The organism is Pseudomonas sp. CFBP13509 (assembly GCF_005233485.1).
Lineage (GTDB): Bacteria > Pseudomonadota > Gammaproteobacteria > Pseudomonadales > Pseudomonadaceae > Aquipseudomonas > Aquipseudomonas marginalis.
Map to the genome: position 1 here is coordinate 682,461 of NZ_QGAA01000001.1, position 22,744 is coordinate 705,204.

Below are 22,744 nucleotides of genomic sequence, written 5' to 3' on the forward strand. Positions count from 1 at the left end.
GCTCGACAAGCACAAATAGCTCAAAGAGCTACAGATCAAAGTTAAAGTGATTTATTAAGAGTAAGATTTTTTTGGTATTACGAAGATGCATCTGCCAATGATTTGGCAGGGAGGGATTCTTGCGTTACTACCGGTTTTCTGCCCGAGATTCGGACAGAAGGAAAAAGGTGGAGAGTCGATCTGTAAGCCGGGTTCTGTCTTGAACAGTCATTCGTCTACGATGGCCATCACTGGACATCTTTAGCAACCTACCCGGTCCCAGCGCGGGCCACGCCTTGGGACCCTATTTGGTCTTGCTCCAAGTGGGGTTTACCTAGCCACGAACTGTTGCCAGTCGTGCGGTGCGCTCTTACCGCACCTTTTCACCCTTACCGGCACCGAAGTACTTAGGCGGTTATTTTCTGTGGCACTTTCCGTAGGCTCACGCCTCCCAGGCATTACCTGGCACTTCGCCCTATGGAGCCCGGACTTTCCTCCCCCCCCTAATTTTCATAGAGGGCAGCGACTGTCCAATCGACTCTCCGCCGCGCAGGTTAACGGCACGACGGCCTCAGGACAAGTATTAAAAGTGCAGCATTGCCATCACGTTCGGACGGAATACCGGTTTACCCCCGGAACTATTCGGCTTTCTGTTTATCCAGCGCGACTTGATACAACACATTCTTGCGTACCCCGGTGATTTCCGCCGCCAACGCCGCAGCGCGCTTGAGGGGCATCTCCTTGAGCAGCAGGTCGAGGATACGCATGGCCTCGCTGCCGACGGCCTCTTCATTTTCCGGCGCGGTCCAGCCCGCCACCAACACCACACACTCGCCGCGCTGCTGATTACTGTCGCCCTCGACGAACGCGCGCAGCGCTTCCAGCGGCAGGCCCTTGAGGGTTTCGAAGGTTTTGGTCAGCTCACGGGCCAGCAGGGCCAGGCGCTCGCCGCCGAACACCAGCTCCATATCCTGCAGGCATTCAAGAATACGATGAGGCGCTTCGTAGAAGATCAGCGTGCGCGGCTCCTCTTTCAATGCCTGTAGACGCGCACGACGCCCCACGGCCTTGGCCGGCAGGAAACCTTCGAAAATAAAACGGTCCGACGGCAGGCCTGCCGCCGACAATGCAGCGATCAGCGCGCACGCTCCAGGAACAGGCACTACATTGATACCTGCGGCACGCGCCTGGCGGACCAGATGGTACCCAGGGTCGGAGATCAGCGGCGTACCCGCGTCCGAGATCAGCGCCACATCGTCGCCCGCCAACAACCGCACGATAAAGCGACTGCCTTCTTCGCGCTCGTTATGCTCGTGACAAGCCGCCAATGGCGTGCTGATACCAAAATGCTGCATCAAACGCTGGGAGTGTCGAGTGTCTTCCGCCGCAATCAATTTAACCTCGCGCAACACTTTCAGCGCCCGGGCACTGATGTCGTCCAGATTGCCAATGGGCGTCGCCACGACAAAAAGCGAGCCTGCCGTGGAATTCAAAGGACCTGGAGCAGTCAAAGCGCACACCTCGATGGTTGGCAAAAGCCATATTGTAGCGCGTAGGCGCCTTGAAAATATGCCATCACGGCCGATGGCTTTTCAGCCGTGCATGGCTGATCGCACCACTTGCACGACCTAAATCGACGGTTTCACGCCAGTAACATCGCGCCTGGGCCAGTGCTTGGGTACAATTCCACGCTAATTTGATCGGTATCAGGAACACTTACATGATCGCTTGCCTGCGGCTGCTCTCCGCCCTCTGCCTCGCTGCCTTACTGGCCGCTTGCGCCAGCTCGCCCTCGTCCAGCCTTGGCGACCTTCCACGGACCCCGGACGCCAGTATCGAGCAACTGCTCGAACAGGCCACCACCGCCAAGACGCCAGAAAAGGCCGCGTTGCTGCGCCTGAGTGCGGCAGACATGGCCTACCGCCAGAACAACCCTGGCCGCTCGTCGCAGATTCTTGCGCAAGTGTCCCTGGATGTCCTCAAGCCAGCCGCGCAAGTCTTTGCCAGCACCCTGGCTGCCGAATTGGCCATGACGCGCAACCAGCCCAAGGCCGCGTTGACCGCCTTGAACCATCCGAGCCTGCAAAGCCTGAAGGAGCTGCCGACCGAACAGCAGATTCGCACTGGCACCGTGCACGCCCGCGCTTATGAAGCCGATGGCCAGACCCTGGCCGCTGCTCGTGAGCGCGTTGCCATGTCGCCACTGCTCAGCGGCGATGCCGCTAAAAGCAATCACGAAACCATCTGGACCTTGATCGCCGCACTGCCTGCAGAACAACTGCAAGCCAGCGGCAACCCAACGCTGGACGGTTGGATCACCCTGGCCCAGGCGGTCAAGGGCGCCGGTACGCTGGAGCAACAACAGGCCGCTATCGACACCTGGCGCGCGCAGAACCCAGGCCACCCGGCCGCCGTGCAACTGCCAACCCCGTTGACCAAGCTCAAGGAGCTGGCCAGCCAGCCCTTGAACAAGATCGCCCTGCTGCTACCGCAGGAAGGCCCACTGGCCTCCGTCGGCAAGGCGCTGCGCGAAGGCTTCATGGCGGCCCACTACCAGGCTGAACAAGCCGGGCAGAAGCCGCCGGTCATCGAGTTCTATGACAGTTCGCGCCTGACCTCCATCGACGACTTCTACGCCAAGGCCCAGGCCGCCGGCGTGCAACTGGTGGTCGGCCCGCTGGAGAAGCCGCTGGTCAAACAACTCAGTGCTCGCCCTCAATTGCCGATCACCACCCTCGCGCTGAACTACAGCGAGACCGACCAGAGCCCGCCGCAACTGTTCCAGTTCGGCCTCGCCGCTGAAGACGAAGCCCGCGAAGTGTCGCGCCGCGCGCGTGCCGACGGCCTGCATCGCGCCGCTGCCATGGTGCCGCGTGGCGAATGGGGCGAGCGTGTCTACAGGGCCTTCCGCCAGGATTGGGAAGCCAACGGTGGCACGGTTGTCGGTGTCGAGTATGTCGACCAGCCGGTCGCCCTTGCCCAGCAAATCGCCGACCTGTTCCAACTGCGTAAAAGCGAAGGCCGCGCCAAGAGCCTGCAAAGCACAGTGGGCACAGACGTAGCGGCACAGCCGTCACGTCGCCAGGACATCGAGTTCATCTTCCTGGCCGTTACCCCGCAATTGGCCCAGCAGATCAAGCCGACCCTGAACTTCCAGTACGCCGGTGATGTGCCGGTGTACGCCACGTCCCACGTATTCAGCGCCAGCGGTGACAAGAACCAATACCTGGACATGACCAACGTGATGTTCTGCGAAACCCCTTGGCTGCTCAACACCACCGACCCGCTGCGTAACCAGGTTGCCGCACAATGGCCGCAAGCCAATGGCAGCCTTGGCCGCCTGTATGCGATGGGCGTCGACGCCTACCGTCTGGCGCCGCGCCTTGGTCAGCTCAAGGCACTGCCGGATACACGGGTTGACGGCCTCTCGGGCAACCTGGGCATCAGCACCAACCAGCGCGTTGATCGTCAGATGCCCTGGGCGAAGTTCGTCGGTGGCGAGATCCAACGCCTGCCGGACACCCCGCGCTGATGCCGGAGCGGTCCACCGCACAAAGCGGCAAGGATGCCGAACTTCAAGCGCTGAAGCACTTGCAACAACAGGGTCTGCGCCTTCTGGCGCAGAACTGGTTGTGTAAACGCGGCGAGCTTGATCTGGTCATGCTTGACGGCGATACAGTAGTATTCGTCGAAGTCCGCTACAGAAAACACGCACAATGGGGTAGCGCGCTCGCCAGTATCGACGGGCGCAAGCGTCAGAAGCTGATACTCGCTGCGCAGTTTTTCCTGCAAAAAGAGCATCGCTGGGCCGACGCCCCCTGCCGTTTCGATGTGGTTGCCATGGAAAGCACACCGTCTGGTCAAGTTGATCTGAACTGGCTGCAAAATGCCTTCGACAGCTGATTCGCCGGACACCTTCATCACACACTTTTGCTCTTTGCTTTGCGGGCTGCACATTCCTGTGCCAAACAGCCGCGCTACTTAAGGTCACACAGATGGACATGCAATCCCGAATTCGCCAGCTTTTCCAGGCCAGCATCGACACCAAGCAACAGGCGATGGACGTACTTGCACCGCACATCGAGCAAGCCAGTCAGGTCATGGTCAATGCCTTGCTCAACGAGGGCAAAATGCTTTCGTGCGGCAACGGCGGTTCGGCCGGCGATGCCCAGCATTTTTCGTCCGAGCTGCTCAACCGCTTCGAGCGTGAGCGCCCGAGTCTGCCGGCTATCGCCTTGACCACCGATTCGTCAACGATCACCTCGATCGCCAACGACTACAGCTACAACGAAATTTTCTCCAAGCAGATCCGCGCACTGGGCCAACCAGGCGATGTGCTGCTGGCGATTTCCACCAGCGGCAACTCGGCGAATATTATTCAAGCGATCCAGGCCGCACATGATCGCGAAATGATTGTCGTAGCATTGACCGGACGCGACGGCGGCGGCATGGCCTCGCTGTTGCTGCCCGAAGATGTGGAGATTCGCGTCCCGGCCAATGTCACCGCACGTATTCAGGAAGTCCACCTGCTGGCGATCCACTGCCTGTGCGATCTGATCGACAGCCAACTGTTTGGGAGTGAAGAATGACCGTTAACCGCCTCGGCCTTTTGGCCATTACGCTGTGCCTCGGCATCAGCGGCTGCAGCACGGCAATCACTGCGACACGTGACACCCCTATTCAGGATGACAAGGGCACCCGCACCTTCGGCAGCAAGATTGACGACTCGCTGATCGAAACCAAGGTCGAAGTCAACATTGCCAAAGCCGCCACGGACCTGGGCAACGGTGCTTCACGCATCGTCGTGACCAGCTTCAACGGCGTGGTACTGCTCGCAGGCCAAACGCCACGCGCCGACCTCAAGGCCCAGGCCGAACAGGCAGCCTCGGCCGTACAGCGGGTCAAGAAGGTCCACAACGAATTGCAGGTCATGGACCCGATCACCCTGCTGGCCATCAGCAACGATGCCCTGCTGACGACCAAGATCAAGGCACAGATGCTGACCGACAACGCGATTCCCGGTTCGCGGATCAAAGTCGTCACCGACAACGGTATCGTTTACCTGATGGGCCTGCTGACCCAGGCGGAAGCCACGCGCGCAGCCAACCTGGTGCAGGGCGTGTCCGGCGTGCAGAAGATCGTCAAGGTGTTCGAATACATCGATTGATGTAAGCGGCAGCCATAAAAAAGGGCGCCATGCATTCACTGCATGGCGCCCTTTTTAGTGGCCAGCGTTTATTGGTATTGCTGGTACGGGTTGCCCTGGAACTGGTTGTTCTGCTGCGGCGCTTGCTGCTGCGCGCCAGGCTGGCCGTACTGCTGGCCGGGGATCGGGCCGAGGTTCACTTCTACGCGACGGTTCTGCGCACGACCGTTCACGTCGGCGTTGCTGGCTATCGGGTTATCCGGGCCGGCACCGCGTGCGCTGAGGTTGGCACCATTAACGCCTTGGGAGGTCAGGTAGTTGGCCACGCTCTGGGCACGGCGCTGCGACAGGTCCATGTTCAGTTGGCGGCTGCCGGTGCTGTCGGTGTAACCCACGATCTGGATGGTGTTCTGGTTGAACTGCTTGAGGGAGTTGGCCAGGTTGTTCAGCGGCTGGTAAAAGCTGCTGGAGATCGCGTCCGAGTTGGTGGCGAAGGTGATGTTACCCGGCATGATCAGCTTGATCTGGTCGCCCTGGCGCTGAACTTCAACCCCGGTATTGGCCATGCTCTCACGCAGTTTCTTTTCCTGCTGGTCGGCGTAGTAGCCGTAACCCGCGGCGCCGGCACCCGCAACCACTGCGCCGATTAGCGCGCCCTTGCCACGGTTGTTATGGTCGATGGCAGCACCCGCCAATGCACCGGCCAGGGCACCCAGGCCACCGTACTTGGCGGTCTTGCTCATACCGCTGGATTCATTATTCGCCTGTCCCTGGCTGCCACCGCCATAAGGATTAGGTGAAGCGCAGCCGGACAACAGGGCTACGGCGGTAGCGACAACAAGCAGACGACGCGGAGTGAACATGAAGGGAGCTCCTACTTTTTTTGCATTCTGTGGTGCAAAGGACATTGGCAATGGACCCGTGCCGAGTTTGGAACGCGACAAACGGTAAAAATTCCGTGGGCGCGCCCAGAGCTGTAACAAAACATTCGGGTCTTGCGTTGCTACAGAAACCGTAGCAGACACATGCTGAACGCGGCCTGAGTTTTTGCTACAGCGGGTTGCCGTTCGAACCATTGCTTCACGCCCGCACAAATGGGTTCTCACGCATCTCGTCACCCAGGCGCGTGTCCGGGCCATGGCCGGTCACCACCGTCGCGCCTTCATCCAGCGTGTAGAGCCGTTGCTTGATCGAACGCACGATCGTCGCCTGGTCCCCACCCCACAAATCCGTACGCCCAACACCGCGCCGAAACAGCGTGTCCCCGGCAATCAGCAGCCTGGCATCGGCAAACCAGAAGCTCATCGAGCCTGGCGTGTGCCCCGGTGTATGGAGCGCCACACCGCACCCACAGGCCAACGCCTCATCATCGGCCAGCCAGCGATCCGGCGACGGCACCGGCGTGTAGGGCACACCAAACATCTGGCACTGCATCTCCAGGTTGTCCCAGAGAAACTGGTCTTCCTTGTGCAGGTGCAGGGTTGCACCGGTCTTTTCCTTCAATTGCCCCGAGGCCAGGAAGTGATCGAGATGGGCATGGGTGTGGATGATGCTCACCACTTTCAGGCCCAGGGCATCGAGGCGCGCCAGGATCAGTTCATGATTGCCACCCGGGTCGACCACGATGGCCTTCTTGGTGATGGGGTCGCCAATGATCGTGCAGTTGCACTGCAACGGGCCGACCGGGAAGGTTTCGCGGATCAGCGTGGGCTTTTCGGCTTCCATGGGTGCTCCTATAAAGCGAATGGCACATTTTTGGCACTGTGTGAAAAGCGATGACGAGTGATGTCACCTGCTTTGTTTGTAAGCATCGAGCGCATGCCCGAGGAATGCGTTCATGTGCTCGCGGTCATGATCGTTGGCTGACAGTTTTTCAGAATGTGTTCCTATTGGATTGGTGGCTGTAATCCGAAGCTCAATGTAAGACGCTCGATATAGTCCCCCAGGGCGCCTTTCAGTCCGATGGACTTGAGATCGATCTCTTCGTTCGCCAAGAGCGCCAGAAACGCCCTCATGTCGGTCTGAATGCTTTCCGGCAGGTCGATGGGGTCATCCGTCAATTGGCCGCTCAGATTCAGTACGTCATTTCGATGTTTTTTGATGTTCTTGCTGTCGACCTGTTCGCCAGCCTCCTTTCGCGCTGACAAATTGAGCCAAGCGTGCGCCTTGAGTGGGATCAGCCGGTCGGCGCCGATGAAGGTCAGAACGTCATTGCGCTGCCGGCCCTCAAGCAGGAAATGGTAGTAGGGGTCATCGAGCAAGATGGCGGACAGGCTTGATACCGATTCGTCTGTAGGAATAGAGGTCAGCGTCGCGTCCGCCGGGAGCGCGACACCCTCGGGAGCACGCGAGAACAATTCGATCTGGACGGGATAGGCCTCGTCCTCGGGGTGCTGGAACCGATAGAAAACAGGCCGCTGACCGTCAATCCCACCAACCTGCCGGATGGCGTACCGTCCGGCACGTATGAAGGCCCAGAACGCCCCGGCAAACTCGGCATTGAGCGCTTCGATAACCAGCACGATATCGAGATCCTTGGTTGCGCGGAACGATTGGCCCGCGGCATCCATCGTGAGCCAGGAGGCAACACCGCCAATCAGCACATACTGATCACGAAAATCGCTGAAGTGTTGTCCGAATACGTCTAGTCCTCTGATTTCAGCCAAGTCACTGCCTCCTTAAGTTCATCTAAAGCCAACTGGACACGTTCGTCCGGGACGTTTTCCAAGCTCAGAAGCAATGACGCTTCATCTGCGATGTTTTTTCCTTCCTTTAGGCTTCGATAAGACCATATCTCCACCCATGCCCGGATCTCATCAACCGAGTCGGTTACCTTGAATGCCAGTTCCTGGACCATGTCGTCGAACTGCTTTTTGGTCATTCCAAAAACCGGTTGTATGGGACCCGCCAGCATCGTGCATTTGGCCAGAGCGGTCTCGCCCGCGAGAAATACGCCGCCGCCTGTATGAAGCACTCGGTCGATCGCAACCTTCCGTTTAACGGGAGAGCGCATAAAGGGGCGAACATTTTTGAAGATGCTGGCCGGAGGTGCACCGAACGAATAGCAATTTTTGAACCCCTGACTTTGTGCAGGATGGACGATGCCCAGCTTCAGCAACTGATCGATCACTTTGGCAAGTGTGACGCGGCTGTATTTGAAACCGTTCATGATGCCGTTGGAGTTGAAGATCGTATCGCTGTCCCATCCCTCATACAGGCGAGCCAAGACCATCGCTTGTGCAGCAGGAAGAAGGGCTGAAACGTCTTCCTCGTTTCGGCGCGTCCGAACGGTTTCGCGCAGGTCCATCGCCAACTCTGGGATGAACATCTGATAGCCAGGCTGGATGAAATTGATGTTGTTGGCGATCAGGCTACGCCGCTCCGGCACCGACAGTGACTGGCATACGTACACAACCACCTTGTCCGTGGTTTTTTGTACCTGAGCGATGTGCTTCCCAAGCGTTACGGCTCCCGGGTACTTATTTTCCACTGGAAGCAGTAGGAGCATCGGTAGCGTTTGTTTCGCCTTCGGCCCGACCATAAGGGCCAGATAGACGAGGTTGTAGGCATCCTTGATATGAAAGGGAACCTTCAGGCCTGAGGCTGCTTGAAGGTGCGCTTCCAAGCCCACAGTGGATTCGAGGTAACCCTTGATATCATCCAGTAAAACCGGCATTTCACGCCACCTTGTTAACCACTTTTTTACACCGTAAACCATGGCGATTAACAAGTCAAAAAAGTGGTTAACACTGCAGGAGGATTACCCACCCGGTCCTCTGTAGATCAACGTGAGGGCCAGTCACTCGTCATTGCAGTTGCACTGCAACGGGCCGACCGGGAAGGTTTCGCGGATCAGCGCGGCTTTTTCAATATTCATCGATGCTCCTGCGGGCGCTATGGCATATTCCGCACAGTATGGTTGACGCGGTGCCAGACCTGAAGAGCAGCGACTGCTAAGCTTGCCCACGCCATCGAAAAACAACCCAGGCCCCCGCCACCGTGCCGCGTTGGAGCGATCCCCATGGCGAATCAACTGATCATCTGCGAGCACTGCGACTGTGTGTACGAAAAAGTCACGCTCGCCAAACATCAAAAAGCCCACTGCATACGTTGCGCAGGCGTGCTCCAGCGCTACAACGGCCTGACCGTGCAACAGCGTCTCGCCCTGACGCTGACGGCTGCGGTGCTGTGGACGTTCGCCAATTTCTATCCCGTGATGAGTATCAGCCTGCAAGGCCTGAAAAGCAGCGCCACGCTATGGGACTCGGTGGTAGCGCTGAGCCTGGGGCCGATCACGTTTATCGCGTTGGTGGCGGCCATTTCCATCATCATCGCGCCAGTGTTCCAGTTACTGCTGCTGATGTGGGTCTTGAGCTTCGCCCTCGCGGGCAAGCGCTCACCGGCGTTCCGATTGTGCATGCGTTGGCTGGAGGCACTCAGGCCCTGGAGCATGCTGGAGGTGTGTCTGCTCGGGGCAATGGTGGCGGTGTTCAAGCTGGCCGGCATGCTTGATGTGATCCCCGGCACCGGCCTGTTTGCCCTGGCCGTGCTCAGCCTGTTGCTGATCCGCATTGCCGGGCGTGATGTGCGCGACCTGTGGGACAGCGTATGAGCACACCGCCGACGGCCAGCGAGCTCGGCCTGTGCCTCTGTCACAGCTGCGGATTGTCCTGCGACATGCGCGACGGGCCGAACGAATGCGAGCGCTGCGGCGCGCCCTTGCACCGGCGCAAGGTCAGTTCCCTGACGCGCACCTGGGCCTACATGCTCACCGCGCTGGCGTTCTATGTGCCGGCCAATCTCCTGCCGGTGATGAACACCACCATGCTCGGCTCGGGGGCGGACAGTACTATCATGAGTGGGGTGTTGGAGTTCTGGCAGCACGGCGCGTGGGACATTGCGCTGATTATTTTCATCGCCAGCATCGCAGTGCCCGGCATCAAGTTTGTGTCCCTGGCCCTGCTGCTGGTCACCGTGCAGCGCAATAGCCTTTGGGCACGCAAGGAACGTTCGAAGCTGTTCCGCTTCGTCGAACTGATTGGCTACTGGTCGATGCTGGATGTCATCGTGGTCGCGCTGGTGGCCGCACTGGTGAAGTTCCAGGCCCTGGGCACCATCGAGCCGCGCCTGGGTATCCTGTTTTTCGGCCTGGTGGTGGTGTTTACCATGCTGGCCGCCATGAGCTTCGACCCGAGGCTGATCTGGGAAACCCCACACAACAAGGAGACCGCGGATGACGTCACATTCCACTGACACCCCGCAAGCCCCAGGATCGCCTGCAATCAAGACACGGCGCTTCAGCGTTTCGCTGGTGTGGATCGTGCCGATCGTCGCGGTGCTGGTGGGGATTTCGCTGGTGGTACACAGCGTCCTCCAACAGGGCCCGACCATCACCCTCAATTTCAAGACCGGCAGCGGTCTGATCGCGAACAAAACCGAGGTCAAGTACCGCAACGTGGTGATCGGCCAGGTGACCGACGTCGCCTTGAGCGACGACCAGAAAAGCGTCAACGCCACGGTTCAACTGGCCAAGCAGGCCGAAAGCTTCACCCGCGCCGATTCGCAGTTCTGGGTGGTACGCCCGCGTATCGGCGCCGGCGGCGTATCCGGCATCGACACCCTGCTCTCCGGCGACTACATAGGTGCCGACATCGGCCAATCGGAGACCCGTGCCAAGCAGTTCAAAGGCCTGGAAAACCCGCCGCCCATCACCTACGGCGAACCGGGCAAGCGTTTCACGCTGCACACGCAGACCCTCGGTTCGCTGGATATCGGCTCACCGGTGTACTACCGCAAAATCGAGGTCGGCCAGGTGGTGGCCTACGAGTTGGATGCCGAAGGCAAGGGTGTCAATGTCGAGGTGTTCGTGCATGCGCCCAATGATGCCTATGTCACCGAAAACACGCGTTTCTGGAATGCCAGCGGGGTTGACCTGAGCGTCGGCGCCAATGGCTTCGCGCTGAAGACCGAATCGCTTTCGTCCATGCTGGTCGGTGGTATCGCCTTTCGGGCGCCGCCGTACAGCCCCAACGACAAACCGGCCGACGAGGCACGTACCTTTGAGCTCTTCGACGACCAGGACAGCGCCCTCGCCCCACCCAATGGCGAGGGGCAATACATGGCCCTGCGCTTCGACCAGGCATTGCGCGGGCTCAAGGTCGGGGCGCCGGTGGAGTTCCTCGGCGTCGAGTTTGGCAAAGTGGTATCGATCAACCTCGACTTCGATGCCAATAAACGCAGCTTCCCACTCAACGTCGGTATCGTGATCTATCCACAGTTGCTCGGACAGGCCCACACCAAACTGCTCAAGGTCATGAACCATGACCCCAACGATGAGGCCGCCGGCGTACGGCTGATCGGCTCGTTCATCGAAAATGGCCTGCGCGCCCAGGCACGCAGCGGCAACCTGTTGACCGGCCAGTTATACATCGCGCTGGACTTCTACCCGAAAGCCGAGAAGGTCAAATTTGACCCCAGCCTGCGCCCGGTCAGCATTCCAACCATTCCCGGCAACCTCGAGCAACTGCAGGAAAAACTCGAGAGCATCGTCAACAAGATCAACCAACTGCCGATCGAACGTATTGCCGGCAACCTCGACAGCAACCTGGTCGAGCTGCGCAAAGGCCTGACCCAATTCAATGCCAAGACCCTGCCCGGCGTGCAGAACACCCTGGCTGACGTGAGCAAGACCCTGCAATCGGCCAGCTCCACCCTGGCCGAGGATTCACCGCAGCGCGAGCAGTTGACCCAGACCCTGGATGAACTGGGGCGCATGTCGCGCTCCCTGCGCGAACTGTCGGACTACCTGGGCCGTCACCCGGAATCGCTGATTCGCGGCCGTCCCGACAACGCCGCGCCCCTGGACCTGCAAGGACCACCGCGCAAATGACCCCTGGAGCAAACGCCATGACGTTTCCGTTGAAAATCACAGTGGTCGGCATGCTGCTGTTGCTGGCGGCGTGCAGCAGTACTCCGATTACCTTTCATACGCTGACACCGGCGCACTGGAATACGGCCACTGGGGCCGACGCGGGCAGCATCCGGATTGAAAGCATCACCGTTCCCCCCCAGGTCGACCGGCCGCAGATTGTGATCCGCCAGGGCGACAGTGGCGTGGCGATCCTGGAAACCCAGTGGTGGGCCGCGAGCCTCGCGGATGAGCTGAGAAGTGCGCTGGTGGACCAACTGGCCAACAGCAACCCTCGACAATCGATGTTGTTGCGTCTTGAAGTGCAGCGCTTTGACTCCGTACCCGGCCAGTACGCGCTGCTCGACGTCAAATGGCGCCTGCGCCCGGCCGGGGGCACCGAGCGCCCACCGCTGACCTGCCGGACCACGTTGCAGTCGCCCGCCGGGCCGAGCATCGACAACGTGGTGCTCGCCCATCAAAACAATCTCAAGCGCTTTGCCGCGCAGGTCAGCCAGGCGGTCGACAGGTCAACCGGCCAGTGCCCGACGGCACCGTAAACCGCCCGGCACTTACGCCAGCAAGCCCATCGCCTTGGCTCGCGCCACGGCCTGGGTGCGTCGCTCGACCCCAAGTTTGCTGTTGATGTGGCTAGCGTGGGTCTTGACGGTGTGCAGGGAGATAAACAGCTGGTTGCTGATTTCCTGGTTGGAGCAGCCTTGGGCGATCAGTTGCAGGACCGCCAGCTCGCGCGTGCTCAGGGTTTCGTGGCCAGTCGTGACCTCGGGCGTCACGACCGCCGGGAGAAGCGCGAGCAGGCTCTGGTGCAACACACCTTGCGGGTCCTTGCCCAATTGCTCACGCATCCAGTCCGGATGCCCGTCCAACAAGCGCTGGAACGGCTGTAACGCGCCCCCGGCGCCCGCCTCGAACGCCTGGGCCAGCACCGGCCGCGCCCTGGCTTCCTGACCGCACTCGAGCAGCAACTGGGTCTGCTGGGTCAGCGCCATCAGGGCAATCATCTGGCGCCCACTGTCGTGGGCCTGTTGCGCCAGTGCTTCGAGCCGCTCCAGCGCCGCCTGGGGCTGATGGCGCACGGCATCGAGGGCGGCTTGTTGCAGCCCGATATGTTGCGGCAAGTGCGGGTGGAATTCCGGTGCAGCGGCGGCCTGTTCGCCGTGGTAAGTCTGCCCCAGGCGCGTCAGCCAGGCATCCGCCAGGTCGGTGCGGCCCTGGGCCAGCCACAGTTCGCATTTGATCAGGGTAATCATCGCCAGGTAGTAGATCGGCGGCACATCCCAGATATGCATCAGGCGCTCGGCTTCGGCGAGTTCGGCGAAGGCTTTGGGAAAGTCATGGCGCCGCCCTTCGAAGCTGGCGATCACGCAATGGCCGATCAGCACGCTGATATCGCGACAGGCTCGCGCCTCGGCCAGGCCTGCGCGCAGGAGGGCAATGCCGGTTTCGGGCTGGTTGCGCATCAACAGCAAATAGCCTTCGTAAAGCGACAGCCGCGCACGCACCGCATACAGTCGCTGCGGTGCCAGGCCGTGCAGGCGCTGCAGGCCCTGGCGCACCTCATCGAGCGCGCGCAGGATTTCGCCACGGGCCTGCAGCACCCGTGCACGGTCGTAATGGGCCAGGGCTTCGAACAGCGGGTTGCCGACCCGCTGCGCCAGTTCCAGGGATTCGCGGTTCAGGCCACGGGCGCGCCACAAATCGCCATCGGCAATGGCCAGGTTGGACAGGGTCGACAGGCACACCAGGCGCTGGCCGTAACGCCGTTGCGGCAGGCTGTCCAACGCCTCGCTGCAATAGCGCTGCGTCAATTCACGGTCGCCGCGACCGCGGGCGATAATCCCGCTCAGCGCCAGCCACTGGGCCAGCATCGAGCGCTGTGCGGTGGCCGAGGGCGCCGGCAGGAAGCGACTGAGGTACGCGGACAGCTCCTGCGCCGCATCCAACTGGCAGGCCAGTGCCAACGCCCAGCTGTACAGCACAATCAGGCGCGGCGTGCTGATCAGCAGGCTGTCGGGCAAGTCCATTTTCCAGCGCAGCAACATGCCGACATTCTGCTCGGCCAGCAGTTGTTCTTCGGACAGGTTCTGCACCAGGTTGGCCGCCACGTCGAGGTGCCCGGCGCGCAATGCCTGCTCCACCGCCTCGTCGATCAAGCCCCGGGCGTTGAACCAGCGGCACGCGCGCAGATGCAGGCTGGCGGCCGGCAAGACATTGCTGCTCGCGCGGCGGGTGCGCAGCAGGTCGGAGAACAAATGGTGATAACGGTACCAGTGCCCCTGCTCGTCCAGGGGCACCAGGAACACTTGGTGGGCTTGCAGGTAGCGCAGGATCTCGGCGCTGTCATGGGCTTCGCGCACGGCATCGCACAGCTCGCTGCAAAAACGCTCCTGGGGCGCGGTGTCGAACAGGAACGCCTGCACTTCGGGTGGCAGGCAGTCGATCACTTCTTCCAGCAGGTAGTCGCGGATCAGCCCTTCCCCACCGTGCAGGCTTTGTGGCAAGGCGTCCTCGCTGCCGGCTTCGGAAGCCGCCAGCAGCCAAAAGCGCAGGCCGGCCACCCAGCCTTCGCTGCGGCGAATGAGATTGTCGAGGGCTTCACCACTCAAGGAGCTGCTGTGGCGATCCAGCAACGCCTGGGATTCGGCATGGGTCAGGCGCAGGTCTTGCTCGTGCAACTCCAGCAAATGCCGTGACAACCGCAATCGCGCCAGATGCCAGTCCGGGCGCTGGCGGCTGGTGACCAGCACCACCAGGCCATCGGGCAAATGGTTGAGGAAGAATTGCAGGCAACGGTCCAGCACCGGTCCCTGGGCCAGATGGTAGTCATCCAGCACCAGTAATAATGGCGCACGGGTGGACAGGTGCACGGTCAGCTCATCGAGCAGGCCGTCGAGCCACTCTTCAAACGCAAAGGGTTGATGGCGCTGGCGCATTTTCAGCAAGCCCAGGGATTGGGTGCCGAGTGCCGGGAAGTAGTGCTGCAACCCTTCGAGCAGGCGCTCAAGAAAACGCCCTGGGTCGTTGTCCCGTGGGCTCAGGCCCAGCCACAGGCTGTGCCACTGAGCCGGCAGGCCCTGGCAGAACTCCACCGCCAACGAGCTCTTGCCGAACCCGGCCGGTGCGCAGACCAGCAGCAACCGCCCCTCCAGGCCGGCGCCCAGCCGTTCACACAGGCGCGGGCGCAGCACGTAGCCATCAGGCAGCGGGGGCCTGTAGAAGCGACCTTCCAGGGTCGGGATTACCCGGCTGGCAGGCCCTTGGATTCGGGACAGATCAGTCATCGCCGGGCTCTTGTAGAAGGCTGTTGTCGGCATTGCAGATGTCCGCAGACTAGCGGTAAAAGCGGCGGGTTTGTAGATCTTTGCAACATTTGCCTGAAAAAGAACTGAGACAAGAAATATCGCCGCAAACAAAAAGTGGAAGGGGGCTTGCTCCCGATAGAGGCGGATCAGTCAATGCTGCGCTGACTGTCGCATCGCTATCGGGGGCAAGCCCCCTCCCACCTTGAGTTACTCGTGCAACTTAGCGAACACCGTCCTGGCGCAGGGCCGCCGGGGTGAAGTCGCTGGTGGTGGCGGTGAAGCCGAAGTCATAGGCCTGCTTCTCTTCGTTCTTCATGCCCAGGGCCAGGTAGCGGCCGGACTGCAGGTCGTAGAGGGTTTCCAGGGCGTACCACGGCACTTGCTTGTCGTAGTAGTTCTCGGCATGGGCTTCGGCGACACGCCACAGTTGGCCACGGCCGTCGTAGTGGTCGATCACTGCGGCTTGCCAGGTGTCTTCGTCGATGTAGAAGTCACGCTTGGCGTAGATGTGGCGCTGGCCTTCCTTCAAGGTCGCGACCACGTGCCAGACACGGCGCAGCTCGTAGCGTGCCAGGTCCTGGTTGATGTGGCCGGCCTTGATGATGTCGGCGTACTTGAGCTTCGGATCATCGATCTTGTAGCTGTTGGAGGCGATGTAGATTTCCTTCTTGCCTTCCAGTTTCCAGTCGTAGCGGTCCGGCGCACCGTTGTACATGTCGAGGTTGTCGGAGGTACGCAGGCCGTCGGCGGCGGTACCCGGCCCGTCATAGGACACTTGCGGCGCCCGGCGCACGCGGCGCTGGCCGGCGTTGTAGACCCACGCCGAACGCGGCTCCTTCACCTGGTCCAGGGTTTCGTGCACCAGCAGCACACCACCGGCCAGACGTGCCGGGGCGGTCACTTGCTGCTTGAAGTAGAACAGCACGTTACCCGGGTTCTTCGGGTCGAAGTCCTTCATCTTGTCGCGGAACACGAACTGGTCGCGGAAGTACACCAGGCTGTAGGAGCCGTTGGTTTGCGGCGTGGCCTGGGTCACCAGGCGGGTCACGCTGCCACCGCGATAACGGGTGATGTGGTTCCAGATGACTTCCACGCCGCTTTTCGGGATCGGGAACGGTATGGCGGTTTCGAAGTTTTCCAGGCCGTTGCCGCCAGACACGAGGTTGGTGGTGGTGGCGTTCTTCTTGATGGAGGCGAACACATCGGCCGGTACGGTAGCGCCGCGATGGGTCGGGTAGACCGGCATCTTGAAGGTTTCCGGGTAACGCTTGAACATCGCGTACTGCCCCGGTGCCAGCTTGTCTTTGTACTGCTCGACGTTCTGCGCGGTGATGGTGAATTGCGGTTGTTCACTGGCGTACGGGTTGGCGAGGAAACCTTTGGCATCCACAGCGCCGGCGTTGGTCGGCATCGGCGACCATTTCGGGATGGTGCCGGCCGCGTTACCGGCCATTTCCGCGCCCATCGGCGTCAGGGTCGTGCCCAGCTTGGCGGCCTCATCCGCCGACACTGCCGCCATGACATTGCTCGCCAGGATCGACAGCCCAAGCACACCCACGTGCAACAGACTTTTGGTTATTTTCATGTTCTGGTCTTCCTGAAAATACAGTGTGCTTAGAAGTTGGCGCCGAAGCTCAGGGCGACGAAGTCGCGGTCATTCACCGTGCTGAAATCACCACCGAAAAAGTTGGTGTAGTTCAGGCTGGCGGTGTAGGTGTTCTGGTATTCGGCATCCAGGCCCAGACTGACGGCTTTGCGGCCCTCTTCGAAGTTGGCGCCAGGACCCGGGGAGTACCCCTTGACGTCATGGGACCATGCCACGTTTGGCTTGAGGTTTACGCCGGCGAAAACGTCCGGGTATTCCCAGATAGCCCGACCGCGATACCCCCAGGAAGTGGCAGTGGTGAAGCCATCGTTGTTGCAGTTAGTGTTCAGTCCGTTGGCATTTGCCAGGCCGGCGCCTTGAGCCGTAGACGTGTTCAACGCCGCACAGGCATTATTCGGCAGCGTACCAGGGCCGAAGACAGGGTCACGACCGTAGCGCACATCCGACTTGCTCTCCAGACCACCCACATGGGTTACACCTACTTCACCCACCAGGGTCAAACGGCTAGCGCCCATGACTTGGTCGAAGAAGTGGGTAAATGTCGTTTGGAACTGGCTGATTTCCTTACGACGATAACCATGCAAGTCCTGGCCCGGAGCCCCGTTGAGCAACGACGCATTGCCGAGGACCGGCCCACCAATAGGTTTCACACCGGCAAACAGGATGTCGGTGGTGCTCAGTTGGACCGGGGCATTAGGACGGTAGCTAAACTCGCCGCTCCATGCAGTCCCCGTGGGCAGGGTGGTGGAGAAACTCAAGCCATAGAGACGAATATCCTCTGGGTACTCAACGAAATAATTGGAGTTACCCGCGACCACCAGCGGACGCAATTGACCAGGCACACCTGGCGTTGCGCCGGTGTATTTCGATTGCGGGGCGCCCTGGGCACTGAAGATCGGAGCGCGGCTGTGGTAGTTCATGAAGTAAGCGCCGAACTCTGTATCCAGAGGCTCGTAGTTGTAATGGAACGCGACACCGAACTGACCACTGTCGCGCGCATCACGATCCGGGCCGCGACGCACCAATACGCCCTCGTTGTTAACGTCGACGCCATTTGCGGCGAGCCCTGGCAGTACTCCGGCGGGTAGGAAGCGACGGCTGTTCAATACTCGCAAATTGTCACTGCAGCCATCGGAAATAACATCAGGCTGAGAGAAGAAAGTGCCGCAGTTATCGGTAACGGTCTGGTCCCATTCCAACTGATAAAAGGCTTCCGCCGACAAGTTATCGGTCAGGGTCTGCGACACGTAGAACATGTTGACCGGAATCAAACCTTCCTTGATTTCGGCGCCCGGACGACGGAATGCAGACACATCGATCGGGTTAATGGAGTTGATGCCACCACCGATGAAAGTACTTTCACCCCAGCTCACTACCTGCTTACCGAACCGCACGTTGCCGGGCTGATCGACAATGGAGTAGTTGTGGTAGATAAACGCATCGAGAATCTGCCCGCCAGAAGACTTGGCGCCCTCTTTGCGGTTGTTGTTGCTGATGTCCTTGAACTCGCGGCTCTCATCCTGCAGTTCGAAGTCATACCAGTACTTGCCGCGCACAAACACGCCGGTGTCGCCGTATTTCAACTCCAGGTCATGAATGCCCTTGAAAATCTTCGAGAACGTTTCGCCACGCTTGAAGTTCAAGTGGCCGTCATCGGAGGTCTGGGACAGACCGTTGCCGCCGTTGTTGGCACCGATCAGGTCCTGGTTGGGCTTGGCTGTCGACCAGCTCGCCCCCACAGAAAGCGACGAGTCAAAACTACCTTCGATTTCACCGATATTGAAACTGACGCCGAATGCGGGCCCGGCGAGCGTAGAGGCGAGACTGACGGCCAGGGGCAGTCTTGCCCGGCGCCAGAACTGGTTTACTGAGGTCATCGACGCTACTCCATGTGCATTATTGTTATGGCAGTGAGTTTGTTCTGTGATGCTTGTAACGGCCGGAATACAACGATTCCAATGCCGCCTGGCAACTGAACCTCCATGGCCCGAAGCGATGCATCCTTGAAAAACTCTGGGTGGGACTATAGCCAGCAGGGGGTATCGCTTGATCCCTCTAAAGTGTGATTTGCATCACCAACCCGTCTGCCACAGCCCTTTCGCCATGTCGGCGAAGGCCGACGCGGCAAGGATGGCTGAAAATTGGCAAATCACAAGTGAAGGCGCGAGATAGAGCATCGCCGTGCCACGAGGGCACGGCAAATCAGCTCAGAGGGTGGACAGGAAGGTGCTGTTGTTGGCCTGCCATTCAATGATGTCAATACGGATACGTTTTTTGTCGAGCTTGCCGACACTGGTCTTGGGAATTTCCGTAACAACGGCGATCTGGCTCGGAATCGCCCACTTGCTCAGATGGCCCAGTTCGACAAAAGGCTTGAGGTGTTCCTTGAGCTCGCGGGCCCCAATCTCATGGCCATCACGCACCACCAGCAACGCAAACGGGCGCTCGCCCCACTGCGGGTCGGCGATGCCCACCACCGCTACTTCGCGTACCGCCGGGTGACGGCTGACCAGGTCTTCGAGGGCCAGGGAGGAGATCCACTCGCCGCCGGTCTTGATCACGTCCTTGATGCGGTCGCGGATATCGATCACCCCAAATGCATCGAGGGTGGCCACGTCGCCGGTGTGCATCCAGCCACCCGCCCACAGCTCGGCGCCCTTCTGCGGCTCGTTGTAATACCCCTCGGTCAGCCACGGCGCGCGCAGCACCAACTCACCCTGGGACTCGCCGTCGGCGGGCAGGAAATTGCCCTCGGCGTCCATGATCGCCGCTTCCACCAACGGCCCGGGCACGCCGGCCTTGATGCGGTAGCTGATGCGCTCGTCCTCGGTGCCGGCCATCAGTTCTTCGTTGAGGTGGGCGCAGGACACCAGCGGGCCAGTCTCGGACATGCCGTACGCGGCGGTGAGCTGAATCCCACGGGCCTTTGCCGCCTCATACAGCGTGCGGTTGAGCGCACTGCCGCCGATGACGATTTTCCAGCCGCCAAAATCGACGCCTTGGGCAGCCTTGGCGTTGAGCACCATTTGCAGGATGGTCGGCACGCAGTGGGAAAAGGTGACCTTCTCCTTGCGCCACAGCTCTACCAGGTATTCCGGGTCGTAGCGGCCGGGGTAGACCTGCTTCAGGCCAAGCATGGTCGCCACATACGGCAGGCCCCAGGCATGCACGTGGAACATCGGCGTGATCGGCATGTACACGTCGTTGGTGCCCAGCAGGCGCACGCTGTCGACGCTGCCCATGATGGTCGCCACGCCGATGGTGTGCAGCACCAGTTGGCGATGGGTGAAGTACACGCCCTTGGGGTTGCCGGTGGTGCCGGTGGTGTAGAAGGTGGTGGCGACGGAGTGTTCGTCGAAGTCCTGGAAATCGTACTTCGGGCTGGCGGCGGCCAGCAGGGTTTCATACTCACCGACCAGGTTGGGCAACTCGGCGGTCTTGGCTTCGCCGTCGGTGAGCAGCAGCGTCTTGTCCACGGTGGTGAGCTGCCCGGCAATGGCCTGGTAGAGCCCCACGAACTCGCTGTTGACCAGCACGAAGCGGTCCTCGGCGTGGTTCATGGTGTAGAGAATCTGTTCCGGCGACAGGCGCACATTGATGGTGTGGATCACAGCACCGATCATCGGGATGGCGAACATGCATTCCAGGTAACGATGACTGTCCCAATCCATCACCGCCACAGTGTCACCGGCCTTGACCCCGGCTTCGGTGAGCACGTTGGCCAGGCGCGCGACGCGCTCGATCAAGGTCGGGTAGGTGTAGCGCAGCTTGTCGCGATAGACAATTTCCCGGGTCTTCTCGTAACGGGTACCGGACATCAACAGGCGCTTGATCAACAGCGGGTATTGATACGCACCTTCGGCGGGCGGAATAACACGGGTCTGCAACATACGAATCCCTTTTATGACTGCACGGTCTTGGCTTGAAGACCTGCACTGTAGAGAGGTTATGTTTCAGCTAAATCAGCCAAAGGAATGATTTGCAGAGGCTGGGGAATGCTAGCTTTGAGCCATTATTCAGGGACAATGGAGGTCAAATGTGGGAGGGGGCTTGCTCCCTCCCACACTGGATTGTGTTTACTTGAGAACAGCGTTTATTTCGCGCTGGTAAACGCCAACTTCACCCCAATCGCAATCAACACTGCTCCCATGGTCCGATCAAACCAATGCCCCATCCGTGCAAACCCGGCGCGCACGCGCTGCTGGCTGAACAACATCGCCACCAGGCAGAACCACAACGCCGTCGCCACCGCCAGGTACACGCCGTAGCCGGCCTGGATCGCCAGCGGTGTGTGCGGGTTGATCACCACGGTGAACAGCGACAGGAAGAACAACGTCGCCTTGGGGTTCAGGCCGTTGGTGACGAAGCCTGCGGTAAACGCGCCACGCGGGGTACGCTCGCCCGCTTCGCGGTGCAACTCGCCCTCGACGGCAGGCTTGGCCGGTTTGGCGCGCAGGGCCTTGAAGCCGATGTACAGCAGGTAGGCGGCGGCGGCCCATTTCAGTGCGTTGAACAACACGATGGACTGGGACACGATCAGGCCGATGCCGAGCAGCGAATAGCCCACGTGCAGGAAAATCGCCGAGCCCACGCCCAACGCAGTCCAGGTTCCGGCGCGGCGGCCGTGGGTCACGCTCTCACGCACCACCACCGCGAAATCCGGGCCGGGGCTGGCCACCGCCAGCAGGTGAATCAGGGCTACGGTCAAAAACTCGGCGGCGTACATACTCACTCCATTAAGTAACGGATTATTTCATCTGGTAGGCTCGGCAGATTACGCCTTCGAACCCTGTCGCAAAAGGTACAGTTGATGACGAACAATCGCCGCGCCGTCTTCCTTGATCACCCGTCCCTGGATCTGGGCGACCTCGATCTCAGCGAGTTGCGAGACAGTTTCAGCGACTTGCAGTTGTTGACAGGCACCACGCCGCAGAATGTGGTCGAGCGCCTGCAAGGCGCGCAGGTGGCGATCAGTAACAAAATCCCGCTCAACAGCGAGACCCTGGCGGCCTGCCCGGAACTCAAGTTGATCCTGGTATCGGCCACCGGCACCAACAACATCGACCTGGAAGCCGCCCGCGCCCATGGCATCACCGTGAGCAACTGCCAGGGCTACGGCACACCGTCGGTGGCGCAGCACACGATCATGCTGTTGCTCAACCTGGCGACGCGGCTGCAGGACTATCAGCGCGATGTGAGCGCCGGCAAATGGCAAGAGGCCAAGCAGTTCTGCCTGCTGGACCACCCGATTGTCGAGCTGGAAGGCAAGACCCTCGGCCTGCTGGGCCATGGCGAATTGGGCAGTGCCGTGGCGCGCCTGGCCGAAGCCTTCGGGATGCGCGTGCTACTCGGCGCGATTCCCGGGCGCCCCGCCCGTGCCGACCGCGTGCCGCTGGATGAATTGCTCGCGCAGGTGGACGCACTCACCTTGCACTGCCCGCTCAATGAACACACCCGGGACTTTATCGGCGCCCGTGAACTGGCGCTGCTCAAGCCCGGCGCGTTTATCGTCAACACCGCGCGCGGTGGCTTGATCAACGAGCAGGCCCTGGCCGATGCCTTGCGCAGCGGCCACCTGGGCGGCGCAGCGACCGACGTGCTGAGTGTTGAGCCACCGGTCAATGGCAACCCGCTGCTGGCCGGCGATATTCCTCGACTGATCGTAACCCCGCACAATGCCTGGGGCAGCCGTGAAGCGCGGCAGCGTATCGTCGGCCAACTGGCGGAAAACGCCCGGGGCTTTTTCAGCGGCGCCCCGCTGCGTGTCGTCAGTTGATAAACTG

At 60.5% G+C, this 22,744-nt stretch carries 19 protein-coding genes and 1 other RNA gene; 9 read left to right on the top strand and 11 right to left on the bottom strand.

Annotation, left to right across the window (positions count from 1 at the left end):
* Positions 1–167 precede the first annotated feature (167 nt).
* Positions 168–521: RNase P RNA component class A (gene rnpB, locus PspCFBP13509_RS03245), an RNA gene on the bottom strand.
* Positions 522–617: 96 nt separating this feature from the next.
* The gene (gene rsmI / locus PspCFBP13509_RS03250) at positions 618–1,490 is read right to left on the bottom strand and encodes a 16S rRNA (cytidine(1402)-2'-O)-methyltransferase (protein WP_027604767.1); all 873 of its coding nucleotides are present in this window, start codon (positions 1,488–1,490) and stop codon (positions 618–620) included.
* 209 nt (positions 1,491–1,699) lie between these two features.
* Between rsmI and PspCFBP13509_RS03255 the strand changes: the two genes are divergently transcribed.
* The 4 genes from PspCFBP13509_RS03255 to PspCFBP13509_RS03270 all read left to right on the top strand — a co-directional run bounded on the left by PspCFBP13509_RS03255 (position 1,700) and on the right by PspCFBP13509_RS03270 (position 5,146).
* Positions 1,700–3,511: a penicillin-binding protein activator gene (locus tag PspCFBP13509_RS03255; protein ID WP_137211549.1), complete on the top strand. Its 1,812-nt coding sequence runs from the start codon at positions 1,700–1,702 to the stop codon at positions 3,509–3,511.
* Positions 3,511–3,882, top strand: a complete 372-nt coding sequence (locus tag PspCFBP13509_RS03260) for a YraN family protein (RefSeq protein ID WP_137211550.1) — start codon at positions 3,511–3,513, stop codon at positions 3,880–3,882. The genes PspCFBP13509_RS03255 and PspCFBP13509_RS03260 overlap by 1 nt, the downstream gene beginning before the upstream one ends.
* A gap of 92 nt (positions 3,883–3,974) precedes the next feature.
* Positions 3,975–4,568, top strand: coding sequence for a phosphoheptose isomerase (locus tag PspCFBP13509_RS03265; RefSeq protein WP_007904374.1), 594 nt, complete (start codon positions 3,975–3,977; stop codon positions 4,566–4,568).
* Complete coding sequence (locus PspCFBP13509_RS03270; RefSeq protein WP_027604770.1) at positions 4,565–5,146, top strand: BON domain-containing protein; 582 nt, start codon at positions 4,565–4,567, stop codon at positions 5,144–5,146. The genes PspCFBP13509_RS03265 and PspCFBP13509_RS03270 overlap by 4 nt, the downstream gene beginning before the upstream one ends.
* 68 nt (positions 5,147–5,214) lie before the next feature.
* Here PspCFBP13509_RS03270 and PspCFBP13509_RS03275 read toward each other — a convergent pair whose 3' ends face one another.
* From PspCFBP13509_RS03275 to PspCFBP13509_RS03290, 4 genes are all read right to left on the bottom strand, one after another.
* Positions 5,215–5,988 carry an OmpA family lipoprotein gene (locus PspCFBP13509_RS03275; RefSeq protein WP_027604771.1) on the bottom strand — a complete coding sequence of 258 codons (774 nt, stop codon included), beginning with the start codon at positions 5,986–5,988 and terminating at the stop codon, positions 5,215–5,217.
* Between the two features lie 217 nt (positions 5,989–6,205).
* Positions 6,206–6,850, bottom strand: a complete 645-nt coding sequence (locus PspCFBP13509_RS03280; RefSeq protein ID WP_065924263.1) for an MBL fold metallo-hydrolase — start codon at positions 6,848–6,850, stop codon at positions 6,206–6,208.
* A gap of 161 nt (positions 6,851–7,011) precedes the next feature.
* Complete coding sequence (locus PspCFBP13509_RS03285) at positions 7,012–7,791, bottom strand: hypothetical protein (RefSeq protein WP_065949005.1); 780 nt, start codon at positions 7,789–7,791, stop codon at positions 7,012–7,014.
* Positions 7,770–8,801 carry a hypothetical protein gene (locus PspCFBP13509_RS03290; RefSeq protein WP_137211551.1) on the bottom strand — a complete coding sequence of 344 codons (1,032 nt, stop codon included), beginning with the start codon at positions 8,799–8,801 and terminating at the stop codon, positions 7,770–7,772. The genes PspCFBP13509_RS03285 and PspCFBP13509_RS03290 overlap by 22 nt, the downstream gene beginning before the upstream one ends.
* 345 nt (positions 8,802–9,146) lie before the next feature.
* On the opposite strand from PspCFBP13509_RS03290, the gene PspCFBP13509_RS03295 reads away from it, so the two are divergent.
* The 4 genes from PspCFBP13509_RS03295 to PspCFBP13509_RS03310 are packed head-to-tail and all read left to right on the top strand — an operon-like array spanning position 9,147 to position 12,592.
* Positions 9,147–9,737 (top strand): paraquat-inducible protein A, encoded by a 591-nt coding sequence (locus PspCFBP13509_RS03295; RefSeq protein WP_027604773.1) that lies wholly within the window; start codon positions 9,147–9,149, stop codon positions 9,735–9,737.
* The gene (locus PspCFBP13509_RS03300) at positions 9,734–10,378 is read left to right on the top strand and encodes a paraquat-inducible protein A (protein WP_137211552.1); all 645 of its coding nucleotides are present in this window, start codon (positions 9,734–9,736) and stop codon (positions 10,376–10,378) included. Before PspCFBP13509_RS03295 ends, PspCFBP13509_RS03300 begins: the two co-directional genes overlap by 4 nt.
* Positions 10,359–12,014: a PqiB family protein gene (locus PspCFBP13509_RS03305; RefSeq protein ID WP_137211553.1), complete on the top strand. Its 1,656-nt coding sequence runs from the start codon at positions 10,359–10,361 to the stop codon at positions 12,012–12,014. The genes PspCFBP13509_RS03300 and PspCFBP13509_RS03305 overlap by 20 nt, the downstream gene beginning before the upstream one ends.
* A gap of 17 nt (positions 12,015–12,031) precedes the next feature.
* Positions 12,032–12,592: a PqiC family protein gene (locus PspCFBP13509_RS03310; RefSeq protein WP_137211554.1), complete on the top strand. Its 561-nt coding sequence runs from the start codon at positions 12,032–12,034 to the stop codon at positions 12,590–12,592.
* 12 nt (positions 12,593–12,604) lie between these two features.
* On the opposite strand, the gene PspCFBP13509_RS03315 is transcribed toward PspCFBP13509_RS03310, so the two are convergent.
* The 5 genes from PspCFBP13509_RS03315 to PspCFBP13509_RS03335 form a co-directional block, all read right to left on the bottom strand.
* On the bottom strand, positions 12,605–15,334 hold the full coding sequence (locus PspCFBP13509_RS03315; protein ID WP_137211555.1) for a LuxR C-terminal-related transcriptional regulator: 2,730 nt from the start codon (positions 15,332–15,334) through the stop codon (positions 12,605–12,607).
* 241 nt (positions 15,335–15,575) lie between these two features.
* Complete coding sequence (locus PspCFBP13509_RS03320; protein ID WP_065924270.1) at positions 15,576–16,940, bottom strand: DUF1329 domain-containing protein; 1,365 nt, start codon at positions 16,938–16,940, stop codon at positions 15,576–15,578.
* A 29-nt stretch (positions 16,941–16,969) separates the two neighbouring features.
* Positions 16,970–18,838, bottom strand: a complete 1,869-nt coding sequence (locus PspCFBP13509_RS03325; RefSeq protein ID WP_137211556.1) for a DUF1302 domain-containing protein — start codon at positions 18,836–18,838, stop codon at positions 16,970–16,972.
* 330 nt (positions 18,839–19,168) lie between these two features.
* The gene (locus PspCFBP13509_RS03330) at positions 19,169–20,851 is read right to left on the bottom strand and encodes a fatty acid--CoA ligase (RefSeq protein WP_065947123.1); all 1,683 of its coding nucleotides are present in this window, start codon (positions 20,849–20,851) and stop codon (positions 19,169–19,171) included.
* A gap of 203 nt (positions 20,852–21,054) precedes the next feature.
* A complete protein-coding gene (locus tag PspCFBP13509_RS03335) occupies positions 21,055–21,687 on the bottom strand; it encodes a LysE family translocator (RefSeq protein ID WP_065924273.1) in 633 nt (210 codons plus the stop codon).
* Positions 21,688–21,771: 84 nt separating this feature from the next.
* Here PspCFBP13509_RS03335 and PspCFBP13509_RS03340 point away from each other — a divergent pair, with 84 nt between their 5' ends.
* Positions 21,772–22,737, top strand: a complete 966-nt coding sequence (locus tag PspCFBP13509_RS03340; protein ID WP_065947121.1) for a 2-hydroxyacid dehydrogenase — start codon at positions 21,772–21,774, stop codon at positions 22,735–22,737.
* Positions 22,738–22,744 lie beyond the last annotated feature (7 nt).